Source organism: Vibrio limimangrovi, from assembly GCF_054064025.1.
Genome location: NZ_JBSUGF010000007.1, coordinates 163,831 through 187,912, shown reverse-complemented (window position 1 = coordinate 187,912; position 24,082 = coordinate 163,831). Strand labels below are relative to the sequence as shown.

General features: G+C 44.7%; 14 protein-coding genes. 3 read left to right on the top strand and 11 right to left on the bottom strand.

Annotation, left to right across the window (positions count from 1 at the left end; genetic code table 11):
• Positions 1-185: 185 nt before the first annotated feature.
• From gnpA to ACWYU8_RS08580, 5 genes are all read right to left on the bottom strand, one after another.
• A complete protein-coding gene (gnpA, locus tag ACWYU8_RS08600) occupies positions 186-2,372 on the bottom strand; it encodes a 1,3-beta-galactosyl-N-acetylhexosamine phosphorylase (protein WP_457518913.1) in 2,187 nt (728 codons plus the stop codon).
• A gap of 66 nt (positions 2,373-2,438) precedes the next feature.
• Positions 2,439-3,608, bottom strand: a complete 1,170-nt coding sequence (locus tag ACWYU8_RS08595) for a glycoside hydrolase family 88 protein (RefSeq protein WP_457518911.1) — start codon at positions 3,606-3,608, stop codon at positions 2,439-2,441.
• A 202-nt stretch (positions 3,609-3,810) separates the two neighbouring features.
• Positions 3,811-4,857, bottom strand: a complete 1,047-nt coding sequence (locus ACWYU8_RS08590; protein ID WP_457518909.1) for a UDP-glucose--hexose-1-phosphate uridylyltransferase — start codon at positions 4,855-4,857, stop codon at positions 3,811-3,813.
• Between the two features lie 16 nt (positions 4,858-4,873).
• Positions 4,874-5,890 carry a UDP-glucose 4-epimerase GalE gene (gene galE, locus ACWYU8_RS08585; protein ID WP_457518907.1) on the bottom strand — a complete coding sequence of 339 codons (1,017 nt, stop codon included), beginning with the start codon at positions 5,888-5,890 and terminating at the stop codon, positions 4,874-4,876.
• Between the two features lie 3 nt (positions 5,891-5,893).
• Positions 5,894-7,519 carry a SulP family inorganic anion transporter gene (locus ACWYU8_RS08580; protein ID WP_457518905.1) on the bottom strand — a complete coding sequence of 542 codons (1,626 nt, stop codon included), beginning with the start codon at positions 7,517-7,519 and terminating at the stop codon, positions 5,894-5,896.
• A gap of 1,206 nt (positions 7,520-8,725) precedes the next feature.
• Here ACWYU8_RS08580 and ACWYU8_RS08575 point away from each other — a divergent pair.
• Positions 8,726-10,165, top strand: a complete 1,440-nt coding sequence (locus ACWYU8_RS08575; RefSeq protein WP_457518903.1) for an OprD family outer membrane porin — start codon at positions 8,726-8,728, stop codon at positions 10,163-10,165.
• Between the two features lie 595 nt (positions 10,166-10,760).
• Here ACWYU8_RS08575 and ACWYU8_RS08570 read toward each other — a convergent pair.
• The 6 genes from ACWYU8_RS08570 to ACWYU8_RS08545 form a co-directional block, all read right to left on the bottom strand.
• Positions 10,761-12,461 carry a dipeptide ABC transporter ATP-binding protein gene (locus ACWYU8_RS08570; protein ID WP_457518901.1) on the bottom strand — a complete coding sequence of 567 codons (1,701 nt, stop codon included), beginning with the start codon at positions 12,459-12,461 and terminating at the stop codon, positions 10,761-10,763.
• A gap of 2 nt (positions 12,462-12,463) precedes the next feature.
• Positions 12,464-13,624, bottom strand: a complete 1,161-nt coding sequence (locus ACWYU8_RS08565; RefSeq protein ID WP_457518899.1) for an ABC transporter permease — start codon at positions 13,622-13,624, stop codon at positions 12,464-12,466.
• A 2-nt stretch (positions 13,625-13,626) separates the two neighbouring features.
• A complete protein-coding gene (locus tag ACWYU8_RS08560) occupies positions 13,627-14,634 on the bottom strand; it encodes an ABC transporter permease (protein ID WP_457518897.1) in 1,008 nt (335 codons plus the stop codon).
• A gap of 883 nt (positions 14,635-15,517) precedes the next feature.
• Positions 15,518-17,437 carry an ABC transporter substrate-binding protein gene (locus ACWYU8_RS08555; RefSeq protein WP_457518895.1) on the bottom strand — a complete coding sequence of 640 codons (1,920 nt, stop codon included), beginning with the start codon at positions 17,435-17,437 and terminating at the stop codon, positions 15,518-15,520.
• A 69-nt stretch (positions 17,438-17,506) separates the two neighbouring features.
• Entirely contained in the window at positions 17,507-19,228 is a 1,722-nt protein-coding gene (locus ACWYU8_RS08550; protein ID WP_457518893.1) for a DUF2264 domain-containing protein, read from the bottom strand.
• Positions 19,229-19,681: 453 nt separating this feature from the next.
• On the bottom strand, positions 19,682-20,881 hold the full coding sequence (locus ACWYU8_RS08545; protein ID WP_457518891.1) for an anaerobic sulfatase maturase: 1,200 nt from the start codon (positions 20,879-20,881) through the stop codon (positions 19,682-19,684).
• Positions 20,882-21,036: 155 nt separating this feature from the next.
• Here ACWYU8_RS08545 and ACWYU8_RS08540 point away from each other — a divergent pair, with 155 nt between their 5' ends.
• Both ACWYU8_RS08540 and ACWYU8_RS08535 read left to right on the top strand, forming a co-directional pair.
• Positions 21,037-22,527: a sulfatase family protein gene (locus ACWYU8_RS08540; RefSeq protein ID WP_457519565.1), complete on the top strand. Its 1,491-nt coding sequence runs from the start codon at positions 21,037-21,039 to the stop codon at positions 22,525-22,527.
• Positions 22,527-23,993 (top strand): sulfatase family protein, encoded by a 1,467-nt coding sequence (locus ACWYU8_RS08535; RefSeq protein WP_457518890.1) that lies wholly within the window; start codon positions 22,527-22,529, stop codon positions 23,991-23,993. The genes ACWYU8_RS08540 and ACWYU8_RS08535 overlap by 1 nt, the downstream gene beginning before the upstream one ends.
• The last annotated feature ends 89 nt before the right edge of the window (positions 23,994-24,082 follow it).

Here is a 24,082-nt window from a genome sequence, read left to right as displayed (position 1 = left end):
GTCACCGCATACACTTTTAAAGGTAATCGTTCGATGTGAGTTTGAATCGCTCTCACCACTTGATAGAAGTGAGTACTAACTAATAGTGTGACCTTCATTTTTATTAATCTAGTCACCGAAGGATTGAATAAAGAATATTTCAGCCAAAAAGAAGGTGCTCTCACACCTTCTTTGACATAGCAGGGTTAGTTATCGAACCAACTCCACTCATATGGCTGTAATGCCAATTGTTGTGGTTCACCTTGTGTATTGAATACCGTGACCTGTTGAGCTTGATTGGTGAAGTTTACCGCTGTGGCTTTATTGGTCTCGGGATAAAAAGCGACATCAACTTGCGGGTTATTCGACAACCATGCATGAGAAAGCTCTTCCTGCTGAGTCAGCCACAACAGAATGTGTTGTAGCAAACGAGCGTTTTCCATACTGAATGGTAAGTTACCCAGATACACAGCTCGACCTTCCCCGTATCCGCGCGCCGTTAGCGCCAGATGTTGTCCTTGCGCTGCCAGTACCGTCAAGTCCTCCGCTTGTGGATACACATAGCTTGGGTTGCCGAAGTCCTCATCACCCTTAATGAACTGACTTAAGTAATGGTTCTCTGCGATTTGCAGTGGCATGGCAACACGTCCCATCGTCAGGGAGGTTTCTTTCTCTAAACCAAATACATCGCCAAGCTGGAAGTAACGGCCATTTTTCTGCCATGCGGAAGGGTCGGATACACCTAGTAAACCACCACCTTCGGCAACAAACTGACGCAGTGCAACGATGACTTTTGGATCATCCCAACACTCACCACCACTCCATGCTGAGTTTGCATCACCCGTATTGATGATGACTTTGATCTCAGGGCAGATGCCTTTTTCTGCAATGTCATCAAAGCTGATGAACTCAACCTCAAATGGCAAACCAGACAGACATTCAAGGATATTGTTACCTACCAATTCCATCACATCAGGGCGAGGTGGAACGTAGAAACGCTGGTCTCGAGCCTGGTTTTGCAGCCAGCTACGTGCCGCGCCCCATGCGCTCAATACCGCTACTTTTCCTGCCACTTTTTTCGATTCACTACGTTGTGTGAATTCAAGGTAGTCACCGAACTGACGTGAAATTTCTGTAACATGGTCAATAAAGTGCGGGAACTGGTTCGCGAGCGACAAGTAGCCGCCGTAGCCAATACGGTCCAACGGTTTTCGCAACATCGCACGGCGGATCTTGGTCCAGTTAGACATAGACTCAACCACAGGATCATTCCCCTCGCGGAATACATCCGGGAAGAAGTAAGGATAAAAACGCGCTTCGCGAATCTGATCACCGCCTGAATCCGTTAAACGACGCAGAGCTACGCCATCTTCTACCGCGCCGACATTGATATCGATGCCAATCTTTTGGTAGCTCTCAAGGAACGGTTCCGTCCCGATCCAGTGGTCACCCTGGAACATCGCCGTTTTTTTGCCTGCTTGATGAGCCATGTTAACCAGCTCTGCAGCAAACTCCACGACGAACTCTTGTACAAAGGTCATCCAGTCTTGATACTGCTTAGATGGCACTTTATAGGTACCGTTGTAGTAACCGGCATCAACAAAATCTTCTGGAGACAACTTGTAGCCAAAACGCTTTTCAAAATCTTCCAGCGCTCGTGGGCTCACGGTTTCGCCGTAACCCGTCCAATCTCGATAGATGTCTTGGTTTTTCTCACCAGTATCAATAACAAACAAAAATGCAAAGGTGGTGAATCGAACCACTGTAGTATTCGGGTGCGTTTCCAGCCAATGTGCAAAATGATTTAACAGATGAGCACGACATTCCGGATGGTATGGGTCAAGACTCTTAATACGAGGTCCTTTCCAATCGTTAGTCAGGGCGTTGTACATAGAAACGCTGTCCCAAACCTGGCGCGCCATAAAGGTAATGGTGTACTCGTGATAAGGGATCGCATCAAAGAGTTCAATACGTTGATGTTCCGCATCAAATTCCCACTTGTCAGCCGGAATCACTTCGTTCAAGGTACGGTTTCGGACTTCCCACCAAAGCTTGGGATCGCTGTCATCATCCAGCTCATATTTGTCTTTGCTGTAACCATCGAGTGGATAAATCTCAACGCGATCACTCATCGCCGTCACAGGGAACGACATCAGATATTTACGATGTAAGTACTCTGGATGTTGGTTAGCGTATTCCTGATCGGCACGAACAAGGCACATCACTGAATAGATGTCGCTGTCTTGTTCAGCTAATGAATCCGGCATAGTTGTACCATCGCTGTCGCGAAGTGCATCCGCTTGCCAACGCTGATATAAATCCAGTACTACTTCTTCCTGCCCTTCTTCGACAGGCAGGGTCATATGACCTTTACGAGAGGCAACTTGGGTCATGATAGGCTCCAAAAAGTTGGGATAGACAGGGGGCTTTCATCCCCCTGAATGGATATTCGAGTGTGCTTACCAGAAGAACTTCTGATAACCGTTAGCGCGCATCAAAGCTTCAAGATAGTAGTAATCACCGTACGGCAACATGTTGTCGCACAGACCAACTTTGACAAACGAAGCACCGTGTGCAAGCAAGCCAAGCGCAGATTCATCGCCCGTTAAATCACAGCTGTCCATCAGACCTTGCAACAGGAAGTTACCCCAATCTCGGTACTGCTTCGCTTCTTCTGGATCTTGAATACACTGCGAAATCAACAGTAAGCCCGCAGCAGTAATCGCGCCTGCGGAACTGTCTTTGTACTGAATTTCGTCACTTGGTAGCGAGTAATCCCAAACAGGAACACCATCGTCTGTGATTTGCTCTACAGCGTAGCGAGCTAGCTTCTTCGCCAGCGTTAGGAATTTCTCGTCTTGAGTGTACAGATAAGTTTGAGCGAAACCGTGGATTGCCCATGATTGTCCGCGAGCCCAACAGGAATCATCCGCGTAACCTTGGAACGTCTCACCTTTGATCGGTTCCTGAGTGACAGGATGGAAGTTAAATGAGTGATACGTTGAGTAATCCTCACGCACAATATGCTTCGCTAACGTCTCGCTGTGTCGAGTTGCGGCTTGCGCATAAACCGGAGAACCTGTCACTTTTGACGCCCAAAATAGCAACGCGGTATTTTGCAGAGAATCGATGATCGATTTGCCTTGCGTAATTTCAGGGCCAAGAGGATGCGTGTCATTCCACGCAACGATATAACCACCAATCTTGCGGAAACGATGGATTAGGTGATCAGCGGCGCGAATTGCCATCATTTTTGACTCTTCATCGCCCGTCAGTTTGTATTCAGCCACGCAGCTTAAGCTGTATTGGAAACCCAGGTCGTGATCTAACCAGAATGGATCAAGCAGCATGTCGGCAAAATATTGTTTGCGCAGATTGGCACTGTTTTTAAACTGCTGATCAGCCGTCATTTGGTAGCAGAGCCATAACTCGCCTGTCCAAAACGACGATACCCAATCAAACTGGTCACAGTAATCCCATTGATGTTCCGGGGTGCCTATCTTTGGATTACGCTCCCCAATTTTAGGAATATTGCGCTTAATCGCTTCTACCACAGTGGATAAATGGTTCACCACTTTTGTTTCGTCCAGCGTACTTGGCAAAGGACGCAAAGTTATCGTTTCACTCATGCTGAAAATCTCTTAAAACCTTTGTAATACAAAGTCAGGGTTATATTTAATAACATTTATATACTTTACAGTGATATATCATCATAAACACATCACCACTTCACATTTTTAAACCGATATTTCATTTTTATTATTTGATTTAAATATAAAAATTAATATCAGCTTTGATTGTGAAGAATTGTTGAGCGATCCAACCGCCAAACTACCCTTGCTTGTAGTGAGTTTCTGAGGCACTGCGTAAGCGTTCAGCCGCTTGCTCAGGCGTTAAGTCGCGCTGACTCTCGGCTAGCATTTCATATCCCACCATGAATTTTCGTACTGTGGCACTGCGCAGTAGTGGTGGTAAAAAGCTCGCATGTACTTGCCAATAAGCATCCGGATTACCTCCGATAAACGGTGCGCCATGCCAGCCCATTGAGTAAGGGAAAGCACACTGAAAAAGATTGTCGTACTTGATGGTTAACAACTTAATGGTTTTAGCGAGATCAGCCTGGATCTCTTGAGTCATTTCCGTCAGTCGACTTAGCTTAATTTTTGGCAATACCAAAGTTTCGAATGGCCAGGCCGCCCAGTAAGGAACCAATGCCACCCAATAATCACTTTCGACAACAATACGCTCGCCAGAAGCCACTTCACGCTGAACATAATCCAGTAACAGAGGACTATGGTACTGCGCAAAATAGCGCTGCTGATGTTGGTCTTTTTTTGTGACTAAGGTAGGAACAAAGCTGTTTGCCCAAATTTGGCCATGCGGATGAGGTTGCGAGCACCCCATACTTTCACCCTTATTTTCAAACACCTGTACCCAAGGGTAACGCTGGCTCAGTTCTTTTGTCTGTTCCATCCAAGTGGTAATCACTTGTCCGATTTCTTTCAGGCTCAATTCTGGCAGTGTGCGACTGTGATCAGGAGAGAAGCAGATAACACGGCTTTCCCCTTTAGCACTATGCAGTTGAAAAAGAGGATCATCACTCAATGGTGAATCAGGGGTTTGCTCGGTAAGGGCGGCAAAGTCGTTCTTAAAGACGAAAGTGCCCTGATAATTTGGATTAATATCACCGCTGATCCGCGTATTCGTTGGACACAAAAAACAGTTGTCGTCATAACTCGGCAGGCTTTCAATATTGAGTGTTTCCTGTTGTCCCTGCCACGGTCTTTTTGCGCGATGAGGCGACACCAACACCCACTCGCCCGTAAGGGGATTAAAACGACGGTGAGGATGTTCTGCTACATCAAATGATTGAGACATTATGTTTCCTTTAAACTTAAAATTGGTAACCATTCGGATTACGCTGTTGCCAGTTCCAACTGTGCTCAACCATATCCATTAAATCGTGATTCGCAGTCCAACCAAGATCTTGCTCTGCCTTATCCACTTGGGCAAAACACTGAGCAATATCACCGGCTCTCCTTGGTTCAATGCGCACTGGCAACTCCCTACCCAGCACCTTATTCATCGCAGCCACCATATCTAATACGCTGACACCGTTGCCCGTTCCCAGGTTATAGACATGCAATCCGCTGATGTGACCACGTACTTCCAGTGCTGCGACATGACCTGCGACCAGATCCTGCACATGAATGTAATCACGTACACCTGTGCCATCCGACGTTGGATAATCATTGCCAAAAATAGACAGAATGTCTCGTCGCCCAATTGCCACTTGGGTAATAAAAGGCATGAGGTTATTGGGTATGCCAGTTGGATCTTCACCAATCAAACCACTTGGATGAGCACCGATAGGATTGAAATAACGTAACAGAGTGATACTCCAATCAGGATTGGCGGCTGAAAAGTCACTTAAGCAGCGTTCAACCATATGCTTACTGGTTCCGTAAGGATTTGTCGTGGCTCCAGTCGTCGCGGTTTCTGCGATAGGGACACTAAGAGGATCACCATAAACCGTGGCTGACGAGCTAAAAATCAAGCGGTTAACATGCGCGTCTCGCATCGTGGCTAATAAATTTAGCGTACCTACCACGTTGTTTGCATAGTATTCAAGCGGTTTTGCGACCGATTCACCGACCGCTTTTAACCCGGCAAAATGCATCACGGCATCAATATCATGTTGCTCAAAAATACATTTAAGCGCCTGGCGATCACGAATGTCACCCTGGTAAACAATCAACGGCTGCTCAATCAGCTTTTCAATACGAACAACCACTCGCGGATTACTATTACTGAAGTTATCGAGCACTATCGGTTGATGCCCTGCCTTAGCCAAAGCAACACAAGCATGGCTACCGATGTAACCACATCCCCCTGTCACTAGTACTTTCATGAATTACCTCTTACAAATTAGGTTTAACAACGGCGTCAATCGTTCAGAAAAATGCTCTTCCCGAACTGACGTTGAGCCATTGAGTAGCGATATTTTGACGTTGGTCTTAAAGCGACAGAAATACACAGTGCGGCCACTAGTCGAAACATAGTCATCAAGCATCTGTACACCGAGGTGATCAATGAAATTGACACCTCGCCCAAGAATAATCAGTTGCTTAGCACTCACCTTCTGTAGTTCCTGATGTATGTATTGAACACAACCAAAGAAAATTGAGCCGTTAATACGAATCACCGCGATATCTTCCTGCTCTTCAATATTCAACACATCGCAACTTAGCGACTCGATGACAGGACGCGACGTTCTGCGTAGATAAAAGAATAGAGAGGCGGCAACGCCAACATAGATAGAAAGTTCAAGGTGAAGAAAAATCGCAGATAACGTCGTCACAACCAGAATCAATATTTCTTTACTGTCATGTTTTGCAATCACTTGGATGTGATGAACATCCACCAGGTTCCAGGCAACGACCAGCAGGAGTCCACCCATTCCAGCAACCGGTATATAGGCAGCGTAAGGGGCAAATAACGCCATGATGATTAACAGAAAGAGCCCTGAAAATACGGCCGCTAATGGGGTTTGAGCACCACTAGCGTAATTCACGCCGCTACGAGTAAACGATCCGGAAGAGACATAGCAGGAGAAAAAAGAACCAACAATGTTTGAAACACCCTGTCCAATAAACTCCTGATTACTATCAAGTTGCTGACGAGATTTCATCGCGACTGAACGGCTAATAGAGATAGCTTCTACAAGTCCCAATACTGCCACAGCGATAATTCCTCCAAGCATGGAATGAACATAGCTAAACCCGGCCAAAGGAGTGGAGAGGCTTAAATAGCTGCTGCTGACTTCTCTAACCATCAACACCTCGTTCCCAGCTTGGTTCATCCAAAATGCAAACAACATTGCTATTAAGGTTGCAAAGAGCATATGAGGCAATTGGGGCCAAATTCGCTTACACACCACGCAAACTACGATAGTGATCAGCCCCACCAAAAACTCTTTAACATTGAATGTATTAAGATGACTGAAGAGTAAAACTATGTTCTCCATTGCCGTTTCACCAGAGTGGTACTGCAAACCTAAAACATGCTTTAACTGACTGATACCAATAACAATAGCGGCCCCTGCGGTGAACCCGAGAACGACGGAATGAGAGACGAAATTGACCACGACGCCAAAGCGCAATAGTCCAGAAAGCAATTGAATAATCCCGGCACATAAGGTCAAGGTAAAACAGAGCTGGATGTAGAGAGGCGTTCCCGGCTCAGCGAATTGACTGATCGTGGTAAAAACAATCACAGATAACGCTGCGGTCGGCCCGGAGATCAAATGATGCGAAGAACCAAACAGCGATGCCAAAATAGCGGGAATGATTGCAGTGTATAAACCAAATTCAGGCGGCAACCCCGCAATCATGGCATAAGCAATACCTTGCGGTAACACAATAATTGCGCCAGTAAATCCGGCTAGGATATCCGCTTTCAGCGATTGAAAGCTCAACTTTGATAACCACTTTAAAAATGGAAAAAGCTGCGACAATTGGCGATGTTCCACAGCGCTCATCACTATTCCTCTAACAACAGTCGATTGATGACGGGGAGATGACTACCACTCTTAACTTACGATGGAACTGGACGAGCAAACCGAAAAGGAAACGCCTCCGTATCCCAACATTGGTTTACACAAAACATCGTTGTTCTGCTGCTTTAAAGTAGCTGAGACATTTTTAGAAGCGGACTTATAATCACATTCAAGTACGGTTTTCGAGCTTTGACTCAACACGCTTTCCTGTCTTTACCCACGATCTCATACATAAACAGAATGAATGGAAAAACTATAAACAATCAGAGTTTCTTAATCAACATTAATGAAATGCCATTTCATTTTTATTGTCAATATAAGCTTAATTATGTGACATGCGCTGTAAAACGTCGCTTAAAAAAGTATTTTATTAAAATTTGAATGATAAAATTCAGATGTGTTCATTATTAAACCAATTTTAGTTAAATAATTTAATATAAAAACACTGAGAAACAAATTGAATATAAAATACATATTCAATTAATAGGTTTTTTATATTAATCATTAAAAATGAACTTTATTAACAAAGGTAAAAACTCCATATTTAATTAGTGTTGGCCCTATATAAATAGTTACTAGTTAAAATATGATATAGATATAGCCAAACAAACTCGAAATTCTAGGTTCAGAGAAAATGAATTGGATTACATATGTGGCAACGATTTGAAGTTCTAGTGGTTATAGATCAAAATTCGTTAACAAAGTCTTTGAGCCAATACAACTCACCCTTCAGGAGCGTGTCACTGAATCCTGCATTTTGAAGTCGTTTGAGCATTTGAATCTTTTAAGAAACTTTAAATATTAAAGAGCCCGTTTGGGCTCTTTTTATTTGTACCAAAAGCAAACGAACGTCTCATTTTTTCTGTTAAAACCTACCAATTTAATAATCACTAACATTTAAAAACATTATCTTTAATCAAACACTTTAAACTTTAGGTTTTATTGACAACAAAACAAAATTAATTTCATTTACAAGATATTTATAGTAATAAGAATACCAACAACATCATATTAACAATTAATATTCATTCAAAAAACCCGATAAGAAACACAACACATAAAAATAAGTTAATACTTTTTTAAATTTGAACAGCGTCGAGAAATTCATTCATGAAATAACGTTTCATTTTAAATAATAACAAATATCAATAATATTCACATGGCAAATAAATTACTGTTCAAACAAAAATGGAATATATTGATATGCAACATAGAATCAATCTTTCTCTGCTCTCAACTGCTGTACTGGCTGCCCTTGCTTCTGGCTCAGTTTTCGCTAATGACGTAGACCCAAACGACATTCTTAACCAAAGCGCGGCTGCTGTAGATCTAGCTTCCGAAGCCAAGCAAGCGTTTTATGATGGCTCAACTTCTAGTCTCCATTCATTTTTGTACATTCGTGACCGTGAACAAAAAGACATGGTAACGGGCAAATGGTCACCAAACATTGAAAACCAAACTTTGCAACTTGCCTGGGATTACAAATCAGGCTACTTCAAAGACACGATCGGACTGGATCTTTGGGCTAATACCAACCTACAAGTAGGTAATACTACGGGTATGTCTGAGATCCTTTACTATGACCACGATTGTAAAAACAACCCGGCATACGATGATAATGGTTGTGAAAAATCTTATGCTGCACTGTCTGTTGCCGCGCTAAAAGCCAAATTTGGTAACGATGACATGGGCTTAGCCGTTCGTGGTGGCTACACACAAATCAACATTGGTACTATCCGCTCAAGCTGGGGATTAAACCCACACGCTTACCGTGGTATTGAGGCAAAAGCACACTTTGGTGACCTGATTTTAGGCTACGCGATTGCAGATCAATTCAAAAACGATTGGCGTAAAGAGTTCTTGCCAATGACAACGAAGTGGCACCAGAACCAAACGAAAGATGCTGATTCCACGAATACCGTCATCGACAACATCCAAACCATAGGCGCAATCTACAAGTTCGACCAAGGTCAAATCGACTTAGGCTATGGTATTGGTAAAGACTACCGCACAAACTGGCAGGCACTAGGTAAGTACAGCTTTGATATGGGCTCTGCAAACGTAGGCCTAAGCGCGTTCTACCACGGTTCGATCCTAGAAAAGAGCGATCTAACCGCAGGCGTTACGACAAACAAAGAAGAAGCTCAAAGCTACATCGGCCTTGGTGCCAACATCAAACACGGCGGCTTTACCTGGATTGCCGGTATTAGTAGCACAGATACTGGAGGCCAAGAGCTTAACTACAACTTCCGCCTTACTCCTTGGGCTAACTCGGATAACCGTAACTTCCAGCAAACCACTTCTGGCTTAGATGATTACAATACCGACGGCACAAAAGCAGTGAAACTGGCTGTGAACTATAACTTTGCAGATTGGAATCTTCCTGAGTTAACTGCGGGTATCGGTGGTAACTACGGCACTAACGTTCGCTCAAGTGCTACAGAAAACGAATACGATGGTTCAATGTACTCTTTTGACTGGAACATCGGCTACAAATTCATGGATGGCGCATTGGAAGGTCTGAATATTCGCACTTTCCGTAGCAAATTCCGTGGAGACGACATCGTGCACAAAGCAGATCGTAACGACCTGAAAGTGCTGATTTCGTACAGCGTAAAACTAAAATAATCTAATTACTCATACCCTGTCTTTTGCCCGGCTTCACGCCGGGCCTTTTTTTACACTGATATCGGTGCAAATCACCTCTTACTGTCGGTTACTGCTGGCTTAGCACGCTTAGCACTAATACTGACTGCCTCAAGCCCCCTCAAACGCAGGCCCGCACCCCACTTTTTCTCATTCTGAAAACGGTGAAGGCTGGAAGTTTGCTCTGCCTAAATAACCCCTAGATGCCAGAATCAGCGAGAGTGACTTAGTATACAGACGCGGTAACGATGTGGAGGTCTCATGGTTCTTAATCAAGAGGAAGTGAGCCAAAACAACTCGCTCTTCGGCACCTGTCACTAGAACGATTCCAGCCGCAAATAACTTGGAAAGATCTCTCTATTCTGCGGAGTGTTCTTTCCTTGAGAGCAGGCCCTGAACTTGTTCCAGTGGCAACGCACTCAATCTTCCATCTTGAAGTTATTCAGGTATCTACATTAAGAAAGGAAAACTAGATGACGCTATTCAGAAGCAGGACTTTAGGGCAGGACGGAGCATACAAAAAAGTCTCCTGATTAAAAGGAGACTTTTGTGGTGTTACTTAGTGTTTAATCAAGCATTACGCTGTCTTTCTTACCACTTCCTCTGGCGGTAACTCTGCAACCGGTACAGCAGCAATCAACTGTTTCGTATAGCTTTGTTGAGGGTTGAAGATGACTTGTTCCACGAACCCCTGTTCGACAATATGGCCATGCTGTAGCACCAACACGCGATCACAGAAATACTTAACCGTCGCAATGTCATGGGTAATTAAAATAAACGCGGTTCCGTAAGTGTTTTGAAATTCGATAAGTAGATCCAGAACTTGAGACCGAAGCGAAACATCAAGTGCAGCGGTTGCTTCGTCGGCAATGACGACTTTAGGAATCGTCACAAGTGCGCGAGCAATAACGATACGTTGGCGTTGCCCCCCCGAGAAAGCATGTGGATACCGGCTGGAAAACTCAGGTGGTAATCCAACCCACTTCATAATGTTGCGAACACGCTCTTCGCGCTGTTGTTTGTTCATCTCTGTACGCAACTTAATCAGCGGCTCTTCTATGATATCAAAGACGGTCATACGTGGGTTTAACGACGACCAAGGGTCCTGGAAAATCAAACGTAAATCGGCAAACAGAGGATCGCGTGTTTGGCGTTTGTAGTCGGAGAGTTCAATTTCACAATCAGTTGATTCATCGACGTATTTTATCGAACCCGTACTTGCTGGAGACATACCTAGAATTGCACGACCTAAGGTACTCTTACCAGAACCAGACTCACCCACAATACCCAAAGATTCACCAGGGAAAAGGGTTAAGCTGGCATTATCTACTGCCGTCATAAAACTCTTTTTCTGGAACATTTTCGAAGGCTTTTCGAAAATTTTGCTTACGCCACTGAGGTCTAAAATCGGACGTGGCGCATTGTCGACATCGAGTTTAAAGGGCACTTTAACCTTTGACGGCTTTTCTAACGAGCGAGTCGCTTCCATCAATTTACAGGTATATGGGTGCTGTGGATTTTCGAAGATCTGTCTGACTTCACCACACTCCACCAACACGCCTTTCTCCATTACCGCGACGCGGTCTGAGATTTGCGCTACCACACCTAAATCGTGAGTAATGAACAAAATCGCCATACCAAACTGTTGTTGCAACTCCGCGAACAGGTCGAGAATTTCCGCCTGTGTGGTTACGTCAAGTGCAGTCGTTGGCTCGTCAGCAATCAAAATGTCTGGATTTGACGCAATTGCCGTCGCGATAACCACACGCTGGCGTTGGCCTCCTGACAGCTCGAACGAATATTTGTTAATCAGCGTTTCAGGCTCCGGCATCTGAACCTGATAAAGTAACTCTAATGCGCGGGCATGAGCGCCCTCTTTAGTGATGTTCGGGTCAACCAGACAAAGCACTTCTTTGATTTGGTCGCCGACTGTGTGAACCGGGCTCAGCGCTGCCATTGGCTCTTGTGAAACCAACGAGATGTTAAAGCAACGCATATAGCGCATCTCTCTACTACGCGGATCCATTTGGGCGATATCGATAATCTGCCCTTCTTCATTATGGTAAAGAATTTCACCCGAATCGATACGACCCGGTTTATCCAATAGCTGCATGATGGCAGACGAAGTCACCGATTTACCGGAACCCGATTCACCAATCACCGAGAGTGTTTCGCCGCGATAGAGATCAAAGCTTACACCTTTTACCGCGTGGAAATGTTCCGTACTGGTCGGGAAGCTCACATTAAGGTCTTTTACTTGTAAAATGCATTGTTTCATTATTATTTCGCTCCCTGATCATGATATGGGTCACACGCATCACGCAAACCATCACCAACAAAGTTCATTGCTAAGATAACTACTACTACCGCCACTGCAGGTATCAGTAGCCAAGATGCTTCTGCTAGCGCACGGATGTTTTGCGCTTCTTGAAGTAATACACCCCAACTCACCATCGGCGCTTGCAATCCAAGCCCCAGAAAACTCAGCGCAGTTTCACCCAAAATCATCGCCGGGATAGCCAGAGTCACAACTGCAATAATGTGGCTGAGGAAGTTAGGCACCATGTAACGGCGGATGATTTCAAAAGGACTGTTGCCATCTAGCCAAGCTGCAGCTACGTATTCTTCACTACGCAGTGACATAAAGCGGCTGCGCACCACTCGAGCCATATCTGGCCAAGAGACTAAACCGAGGATAATGGTGATAAGGAAATACTTAGTCAGCGAACTCCACTCCGCAGGTAGCGACGCCGATAGCGCCATCCACAAAGGTAGTGTTGGAATCGACTTCATAAACTCGATACTACGTTGGATAAAGTTATCGATAGCGCCACCAAAGTAGCCAGAGATACCGCCAATCACAATGCCAAGAACAAAGGTGGTAAATACCCCCATCAAACCCACCGAAAGAGAAATTCGAGCGCCATAAATCAAGCGTGAAAGCATGTCACGACCCATTCTGTCTGAACCCAGTACAAAGAATGGTTGTTTAGGATCGTGCGGCACGATGAACTTACGATTCATTGGAATGAAACCGAGAAGGTGATAGCGCTCGGTCTCACCAAAGAAAGAGAAGTAAACTTTCTTGCTCTCATCTAAGGTGTAATGACGCTTCAAAGTGCGAGGATCGGTTTTGCTCTTGTAAAACTCAAGATGCGGAGCCCAACGCCAACCATTCTCTGTCGATTCAATTAAACTCACGACTTGAGGTGGAGCGTAGGTGTAACGACGCCAGTTGTCACTCGGGTCAAATGGAGCGAAAAATTCAGCGAAAATCGCAATAATATACACCCACACCAAAAACCACATGCTGTACCAGGCCAACTTATGTTGACGCATTTTCAGGCCAATTAACTGCCATTGGGTCGCAGTCGTCAAATCGAGAGTTTGCTTTTTACGGCCCAATAAACGGCCAAATAGATTGATTGATTGCGTCGTCATGACTAAAACTCCTTCGCTACACCAACACGCACACGGGGATCAACCCAATAGAGCAGTAAGTCTGAAATTAAGGTACCAATAATGGTTAGAATCGACATAATGAGCAGGACATCACCCGCAACAAACATGTCTTGAGCCCGAAGTGCTGAAAGCATCAAAGGACCTAATGTGGGAATGTTCATTACTTGGCTCACGATAATATCAGCGCCAAGTAACGCAGGTAACATCCAGCCGATGGTAGAAACGATTGGCAGAATCGCAATGCGTACCGGATATTTCATGATCAATTTCGCTTCGGTTTGACCTTTAGCTCGCGCCGTTTTTACATAAGGTTTTTTCAACTCATCCAATAAGTTCGCGCGCATAATCCGAATAATGCCAGCTAATCCCGCAGTGCCAACTACCAAGACGTAAATCCAACTGCGTGATGCGGCATCAAGGAATTTTGCCCAAGACATTGGCTGGTCTAGGAACTCTTCAGAATAGAGTCCTGACACAACGGTATCGAAGCTGTAATAGCCAATCAGTAGAGCTAAAATGGCGATAACAAAGTTAGGCGTGGCCATACCGATGAAACCTAAAATAGTTGCCACGTAGTCGCCCCAAGAATATTGGCGGAGTGCTGAATACATACCGATAGGAATGGCGATCACAAACTGAAAAAGAAACACGGCAGCAGCCAGTGATACCGTAGGCCAGATGCGGGGTTCAATAGTTTCCCATACTGGCTGGTTGTTGGTGAGGGAGATACCTAGATCCCCAGTGAGTAACCCGCATATCCAGGCAAAGTAACGCTCAAGCAGTGGTTTATCCAAACCATACATCTCACGCAGGGTATAAATCATTTGTGGGTCAACCGTCTGTCCCATAGATTGTAACTCTGCAATTTTGGAAGAGGCAAAATCTCCCGGCGGCAAATCGATTACCGCAAAAATAACGATAGACACGGCCAATAATGTCACCAGTATCGACATCAATCGCTTACCTATAAACAGAAAAAAACTGCTCATTGTTGTTCCTTAATCCCAATCCTATTCGGAATATTTAATTTGGTTTATGAAGGCCGAAACCTCCGCTGTCAGGTGAAGAAAAATGGTGATTGGACCCCTCCAAGTGCAACCAATTTAATAACCAAACCCTACATTCATTTTTATTAGAACTTACAAGAATTTATTTTTAAAACGCATTTTCATTTTTTTGATAACAAGATCGTCATTAAAGATTTGAAGCGTGATATGCGCCGAATTATTCACGCTGAAAATTTACTTTTAATTACCATTCATCCAACAGATAATTAAAACCAAGGGGAAATGAAATTGTGAAAAATAAGGATTCGAGAGGAATAAATCACACTAAAACAGTGTGTAATTCTCTAATTTTCATCTCCTCCATTTCCACGTAAGGCCTTTATTTCATAACCGAATTTCACATAGTGGTTTGAAATCGATTGCGATTCTATTGTCTATCAGAGCGAGTTTTCGAAGCTGAATCTCATGAAGGAAGTATTTGAAAATAACGTTTGAGGCCAATTCAAAGATCGTTGCCTCGAGTTTTTGAAAAGCTTCGCATAAGAGTTGGTGAGAACAAAAGTGACGTAATAAGTGAACAATTTTGTTAACGAACGGAGAGAAATCACGATACTGAAGAAAAAATACGCAAGGAAAGTAAAAATGCACAGTATACGCGGCAGCAACTCGTAAAAATTCAACTTAGAATACTGAGGTTACATTAAAATTAAAATCCAATATTTCAATAAGTTAATCTTCAAAATGTCAATTTACGGGTCAAATAAAAGCAGTAAACGCGCTCAAACAGGTTATTTCTCTTCATAAAATAAGACTCAGCTATCAAAGCCGAGTCTTATTCGATTTAGCCTGTCACGCTAATGCCGATTTATTGCTGTTTCCACAACTGGCTCATACGCATCGGCCCTGGAGAAGGGAACGTCCAGGATTGAGGCATGTTTTCAGGTACGTTTTGCAGCTTGTTATTCACCACGACACCCACAGGTAGTGATTCCACCGTACCAATCACATAGAAATGCTCTTTAGCGATATCAAGAATCTCATCCATGTATTTAGACTGAGCTTCTTGAGATGAAGTATTTTGGATCTTCTGCCAAAGTTCTAGTTGCTTCTTCACGTGTGCAGGCGGCTCAACGGCAAATTCATTGCCAGGCTCGGTTGACCATAAGTAGTAACCCAGACCCCAAGTTGATTCCGGACTAAATGGCATGTAATGACGCGCGTCATCGATAATACCAACCCCACCATCACCCGCGATTGGGATCATATCGAAATCATTCGTTAAACGGATGTTGGTCACATGGTTTATTTCAAGAATACGGATATCGAGGAAAACACCGATCTCTTTCCACTGTTTTTTCACTAGCTCTAGTGAATCTGCTAGTACACCTTTATCGTTAACCTTAGAGACCGCCTCAACACGCAGACGCTCACCATTTTTCATTAAACGGTAGCCTTCGCTGTCGCGATTTGTCAGATCCAGAGAGTCCAGTATTTTATTTGCTTTGTCTAAATCAAATTCAGTGTATTGAGTTGCCATCTCCTCATCGTAAAACGGTGAGATTTCAATTGGTGCTGTTTGATGAGGACCTACTGCACCAGAAAACACCGTTTCACTGATCTCTTCACGGTCAATCGCATGAGAAAGCGCAATACGGAAGTCTTTGTTTTGGAACAACTCACGTTTGAACGGATCTTTTACCGTTTGGTTCAGTGCGATGGCAAGTTCTGTACAGCGGGTATTTGGACGGAACTCATAGGTATAACCACTCTTCTTCTCATTTTCGATCAACATTGGACGGTAGCTTGGCTGACCAATGTGACGGTGCTGGTAGTCTGCTTCGCCTGCTGCCGCACGTAAAACCATTTCCTCCTGGTCTTCACTGTAACGCCAGCGAACACTATCTAGATAAGGTAACTGGTTACCCTCGGTATCCACTTGCCAGTAATATGGGTTACGCTCAAATTCTGCGAAACTTGCGTTAGGCCCTGGTGGTGTCTTCACTTTCCACGCGGTTAACACTGGGCGATCAACGTTGCTGTAGTGCTCCATAAAGTAGTGAGCTTCACACTTGGTTGACGCATACTGACGCCAAGAATCAAAACCCGCTGCTTTCGCGTTCTCTTCTGCTTTGTCGTTAAACTTAGGAATAAACTGAGAACAGTAGTGTTTCGGAAAAGCCGTAAAGCTTTCACTGTCTACTGTCGCCAGACTGCGGATAAACAGGCCATTTGGTTTTGCCAGCGTGATCTTCACTGTGTGCGGATCAATCACTTCCGCTTTCGCTGCATCATGCGTTGGTAGCGTCAGTGGGCGGTTGCCTGAATGCTCAGGATCACCAATCACATCATTGATGTAAAATGCGATATCTTCAGCGGTGAAAGGTACACCATCAGACCACTTAACACCTTTACGCAACGTAATGGTGAATTCCGTATTCTCTTCATTCGAAGTGAAATCTGTGGCCAGGTTTGGCACAACTTTGGAGTAGTTAACATCAAAGTTAAACAAGTTATCGTAAGCGATAGTTCGAATACGATGACCGTTATCGACCACTTTGCCCACTAGGTTTAACGTACCGCCATATTGCCCTACTGACTCAAATGGCTCTACAACCAAAGGGTTTTCTGGCAAGCGCTCGGCTACAGGAGCAAGTTGCCCTGCTGCAACCAGCTCTTTTAACTGTGGAGCTTCATTGTAAGTATCAGCCCACGTTGAAAAAGAGACAGAGGCTGCAACCGCGATGGCAACTTTGCCAAGTAGAGGTAAGCTATTCTTATAGTTCATCAGTCACTCCCTGATGTAATTTACAAAAAATTGAGGTTGTTTCTCGATGCTTCGCGTAAGTCATCCAACTTAACGAGGCACAGCACCAGCGTTGACAGCCACCACAATTTGGTGAGTACCGGGGTCGATACGCCCAGTGATGGCAGGCACACTCGCATGGGGATAAAGTAAATTGGTATTCGGGGCACATGGGTAGACACAGGTTTGCCCGTCACCTTGCAATAAAATCAGTTCACTGAAGAGCCGCTCCGACACAACTCGTGAAGGCTGAACCACGTGATGGCTAAACCAGGCAGACCAAACGTCAACCGCATAACCAGTCATAACAAAATCCAGAGCTTCATCAGTGGTAACCGTGTGGCTACGGATTTCACCCTGCTCAGAAAACTGTTGCCGGGTTTGCACAACACATCCTTCAAAAGGCTGCCATAGAGAAACCAAAGTATCGCCTTCTCGGTAGCTATCGCTGTTGCGGGCGCGGCTGATCCATTGACGAGTTTGCGGATGAGCGAAGGCAAAAATATTGTCTCCTGCCCAGCCCTGATCCAGCCAACGGGTTGATTCAACACATAATCCATGAGCCGAGCTATAGGCAAACTTGCTGTATTTGTCTTCGCAGTGGCGCAGCTCGTTAGCAGGCGCGCTATTAGTTAATAGATAACTCCCTTTACGGCGAACAAGTTGATGGTGCTCGCCAATCCAAATCGCAGACATGTTGCTCACTAAAGGCTGATCTACTGCTGTCCAAAATGGATGCTGTTCAGGTAGATAAAGGGCGTTGAATGCTTTCAGTGCCAGCATCGGTGATGCGTAGCTGGTATAAAACTCACTAGCCAGTAAATTGGGGTAAGCAAAGCCCGGCAGCAGTTGTGCTTGTTGATCCCAAATAGGTTGTTTTGCCCACCAGCGCATTGTATGCATCCAGTAACTTTTCGCTTTTGCCATATCAATATTTGGATGTTCGCTTCGGGCTAATTCTGACCAAAATGCCGCTCCGGCAAATCGGTAATTCAAAGAACGACCGTAACAAAGAGGCTGCCCATCATCGGCAAACCAATACTGATAACCATGCGAAAAGGCCACCGCGCGGTCTAATAAGCGTTGGCAAAAATCACCTTCCCCTTGTTGCCAACGCACGTAAACCAACGCATAAAGCTGAAAAGCAAAAGGATTGTAGTAATCCACCACGCCGTTAGCCCCATCTTGATACCAGCCATCAACGAGATATAAAGCATCCACAAAGGAGAGATCATCCGCTAACACGTTTTCATCAATGCTTTCACCCAGTATCTTTAATGCGCTCAAAATAAGAATGCGGAACCAACGCCAATTGTTCGGGGGAATTTGGAGATAAGTGACTGAGCCAAGCCAGTCAACGAGTTGTTTTTTTTCTTGCTCAGAAAGAGGCTGCCAATAGCACTCCTGTGCATCGACCATAGCAACGGCGATTGAGGCCATCTCTACGACTCGTTGATCATAGTTACTCGGCACTTGCCAATAACTTTGGCTATGAGGATCACAGCCTGCAACAATCATTTGACGCAACAGGAGATGAATATCGTCAAGCTCACTATTCACAGGTGCAACTCCCCATAATAATCGGCAAAGATGCTCTAACTTTGCTACTTCCGCTGGATAATGGGCCGCACTGTTATAGGTAGGACTTTCGCAACTGCGTTCTGTTAATACCAACAGCTGACGATGCACAACCTGATTCAATAGCTGAAGAGTTTCCGCTCTATCGCTAAATTTTGCTTCGCGCTTCGCTAATTGGTTGAGACTGATCGCCACGAGTCACTCACTTATCAATAAATTCATCAATGTCGCGATTAGAACTCATCACTGTCAGTTATAGAAATGGTTTTTTATATTTATGATATAAAGATCAAAACTACGTTTCATTTTTAATATTCAATGTATGTATCGCTCGCAAAAATCGATAATTATAGGAAAACACAATTGAATCATCGATTTATTTATAATTAAGCAAACATAAATCCTGCTCGGTTGCTTTTAAACCAAATAAAAGTGGATGAAGTAACTTTAACTTTTAACTCAAGATTCTATAGGCGTGGGAAATCTGGTCGCTCTATCTAAATGCGACAAAACCAGATAACCGCTGATTGGTATTAAACTGGCAGAGGAAAAGTGACACTACTCTGCCATGTACTATTTAGTGAGAAAGATTGAGGCTGTTACTGACTCTCAGATAAGGCGCATTACTTTAGACTTAGAAACCTGAGTTTAACGCAGAAACTGGGCGTAATCGGATGCTGGTAATTGACGACGCAAACACGTTCCCATCGCCTGAAGGTACGGGCGAATATGAGAGAAAAAGGTAAAATACCCTTCACACAAATAGTGCTTAGCCGTTAACGATAATTCTCCTTGATCATCAATTCTCTGGGCAGGACAAGCCCCGTGACACAAAGTGTGCTGGCTGCATCCCTGACAGTGCAGCTGACTACCTAAGGGCTTCCTATGAGAAAAATGCTGCTGGATCGGAGTTTCAATAAGATCTGGGTAACCACACCGGTTAACATTCCCCAATTTAAATTCTGGGTGAACAAAATGATCGCAGCTATAAACATCCCCATTGTGCTCAACGACTAAGTTATCGCCACACTGAGGGGCATGAACACAGATAGAAGAAGGCAAACCAAGGTGCATTCCCAGCGCATTATCAAAATGGCTGACGAATACATCACCGATATCATGTTGGCGCCACTCTTCAAACACATCAATCATAAACCGCCCAAACTGCTCAGCCGAAACACTACGCTCAGAAATCCCTTCACCTTTGACAACTTCAACAATCGGAATGAATTGAATAAACTTCGCCCCCAGCTGTTTAAGATGCTGATATACCTTTTTGCCATGATTACCATTGTGATTTTGTATTACGGACAAGACATTAAACTCGACCTGATGCTTTTGCAAAACACGTAGCCCGCGTACTACTTGCTCATACGAACCTCTTCCACTTCGGCTTTTACGGTAAACATCATGCAGTTCCTTATCGCCATCAATACTAATTCCAACTAAGAAATGATGACGACGCAAAAACTCCCCCCACTTGTCATCTAATAACACCCCGTTAGTCTGAAGCGTGTTGACGATCTGCATCCCTTGCCGCGCGTATTTACTTTGTAACTCCACGACACGTTGATAGAACTCAACGCCTCTTAATGTTGGTTCACCACCCTGCCAGCCAAAAGTCACCTCAACGCAATCTGCAGGCTGACTTTCAATGTAGCTTTTGATGTGTGCTTCCAATGCCGCTTCATTCATATCAAACCGCTTAGTGCTCGGATAATACTCGGTTTTATCGAGATAAAAGCAGTATTCACAGTCTAAGTTACACACAGGTCCAATCGGCTTAGTAAGGACATGAAATGGACGTTTAGAGCGCGGGCTTACAACAGAAATCAGTGACGGCTGCATTTTAATATCTCAATAAAATAAGTGACTCGTAATTTTCACTTATTTTTTTTAAAACATCTTTTTATTTTAGTAATGATGTGATCAGATACAGATATATGAAACGCAATTTCAATATGAAAAAACTATCATTTCATAAACATGGCCATTTTGAATCTATGAAAAAACCCAATTTGCTCTACGTTTTTCCTGATCAGTTTCGCTTAATGTCACTCAGTCTATGGCAAAAAGAAGGTTACCAAGACCTTCTGCCGGGACAGGGAGATCCGGTTTCGACGCCAAACTTAGACCTGTTTGCTGAACTAGCGACTCTGCTCCCCAATGCCGTAAGTAACTGCCCAGTTTGCAGTCCACACCGAGGTAGCTTATTGACCGGACAATTTCCCTCAAAAAGTGGCGTGCCTTTAAATTGCAATTCAGATCGCATTGAATCCCAGTTACCCGAAGACACTCGCTGTTTTACCGATGTTCTCGCCGATGCGGGCTACTATATTGGCTACATTGGTAAGTGGCATCTTGATCTGCCCACCCCAAATGACCCAGAAAATCCAGGCCAGTATGTCGATCCTAATCGACCAGCATGGGATTCTTATACCGAGCCACAACGTCGTCACGCTATTCACGAATGGTATGGTTATGGCACTTTCGATCAGCACCGAAATCCCCATTATTACGATACTTTTGGTCAACGCCACGAGCCTCAAAAATGGTCAGCTGAACACGAAACAGACAAAGCGATTGAATTTCTCACGCGTCATCAGCAACTGCGGCCAGATCAGTCCTTTGCCCTATTTGTTTCGATGAATCCTCCACACAGTCCATATGATAGTTTGAATGATTGCCGGGAATCAGACTGGCGACACTACTGTGACAACTCACCCAAGCAACTTCTGAGACGGGAAAATGCTGATCATCAGATGGACAAAGCGCGCAGTGCCCCTTTCTATTTCGCCAACGTAACAGGGGTCGACCACGAATTTGGACGCTTGGTGGCGACATTAAAAGCGCAGGGAGAGTGGGATAACACCATCGTTGTATTTACCAGTGATCATGGCGAAACCCTCTGTAGCCATGGCATCACCGATGCTAAAAATAGCCTCTATAATGAGGCCTTTTGTGTGCCTTTCTTACTCAAAAACGCTTCACAAACAAAAGCTAAGCAACACCCAGCTTTTTTGAGTAGTGCTGATATTATGCCGACCGTGTTGAGTTTGATGGGGCTTTCATCATCTTGCCCACCAGATATCCATGGCCGGGATCTCGCCGAGATTTTCCGCTCTGGAGCAATCGAAACCAGCCCGACTTACGCTCTCTATCTGAAGAACATTGATAGCGCACCAAGTGCAGATGGAAAACTCCGTGGCTATTTCGCTGCCGCCCGAGGCATTAAAACTGAGCGGTATTCCTTAGCACTGCATATCAATGCTTCCGAACAACTCGAAGAAACCCAATTTTTCGACAATCTTCAAGACCCGTACCAAACCAACAATCTGGCCTTCGATCCCGAATCTCCTGATCTACGCCGCCTTTTACGCGCGATGGCGGAAGAATTAGTGCGTGTGGATGACCCATGGGCAGAAAACCGAATACTGGCTCACTTGCTCCCATATGACTTGTTCAACATCTGTCGCACCAATAAGGAAATTTAATGAGTAACCAAACACTTCCTAACGTAATTATTATGTATGCCGATGATCTCGGTTTCGGCGATTTGAGCTGCTATGGAGCCAATGACATTCCAACACCTAACCTGGATAAACTGGCGGAAGAAGGGCTTAAATTCCATCAAGGATATGCCACTGCGGCGACATGCACACCTTCACGCTACAGTTTACTTACAGGCTCTTACCCTTGGCGTAACCCTAAAGCTGCCGTATTACCTGGAGATGCCCCGCAGATCATCAATATCTCTGATTTCACAATGCCAAAAATGTTCCAAAAGGCAGGATATCGAACCGGAATCGTGGGGAAATGGCATTTAGGGCTTGGCAATGGTGAACTCGATTTCAATCAGGAAATTCAGGGAACACCTAATGATGTAGGTTTTGACGATTCGTTTATTATGGCGGCGACGAATGACCGAGTTCCTTGCGTTTATATCAACAACCGTCACGTGGAAAATTTAGACCCGTCTGATCCAATAGAAGTGACTTACGATTGGGATCAGGCATTTGATGGCGTTCCTACTGGTCGTCACAATCCGGAGCTTCTGGATGTGATGTACGACCATGGCCACGACGGCACCATTATCAATGGCGTGAGCCGAATCGGCCACATGCGCGGTGGTCAATCGGCAGTCTGGGATGATGAAACCATGGGTGAAGAATTTGCCAACAAAGCGATAGAGTTTATCGAGCAGAACCAATATCAGCCGTTTTTCCTCTACTACGCCTTGCATCAGCCACACGTACCACGCATTCCCAATCCTAGATTCCGTGGCGTCACCCCCCATGGTGTACGCGGTGATGTGATCGTCGAAATGGATTGGTGCATTGGGCAGGTACTGGATAAATTGGAAAAGCTGCAACTGGCAGACAACACGATCGTAATCTTCTCCAGCGACAATGGCCCGGTACTTAATGATGGATACAAAGATGAAGCCGTAGAGCTCAATGCGAATCATCGTATTGCGGGACCACTACGCGGCGGTAAATACAGTTTGTTTGAAGGTGGGACCCGAGTTCCATTTATCATTCGCTGGCCAAACGGCGCTGCCCGAGGAGAGACGGAAGCGTTGTTCAACCAAGTAGACCTTTATCACTGTTTTGCTCAGCTAACAGGCTCTGAACTGCAAGAGGAAGAAGCACCGGATAGCCAAGCGCTCCTGAACACCTTGCTAGGTAAGGAACACCTAGGCCGAAACAATATGGTGCTAGAGGGCATGCAATATAAGAAGGTATTCAGAGACCAACGCTACGCTTATATTCCGCCGCACGATGACGATTTTATCTGCCAATACACGGGCAATGAAAAAGGCAACCTGTCTACCGCTCAGTTATTTGATTTACAGGATGACATTGGCCAGGTTGTCAACATCGCCGAGCAGTTCCCAGAAAAAGTAGAAGAGTTAGCAGAATTACTTGAAAGTAGTATCAAAACACCGCGTTCTCGATAACGGCTTGTCGCTTATCATTGGTTAAATGGTCTCTTGAAACGACTCGAAGAGAGCTGTGAGAACAACACTCAAACCTTGCAGCAGATGAT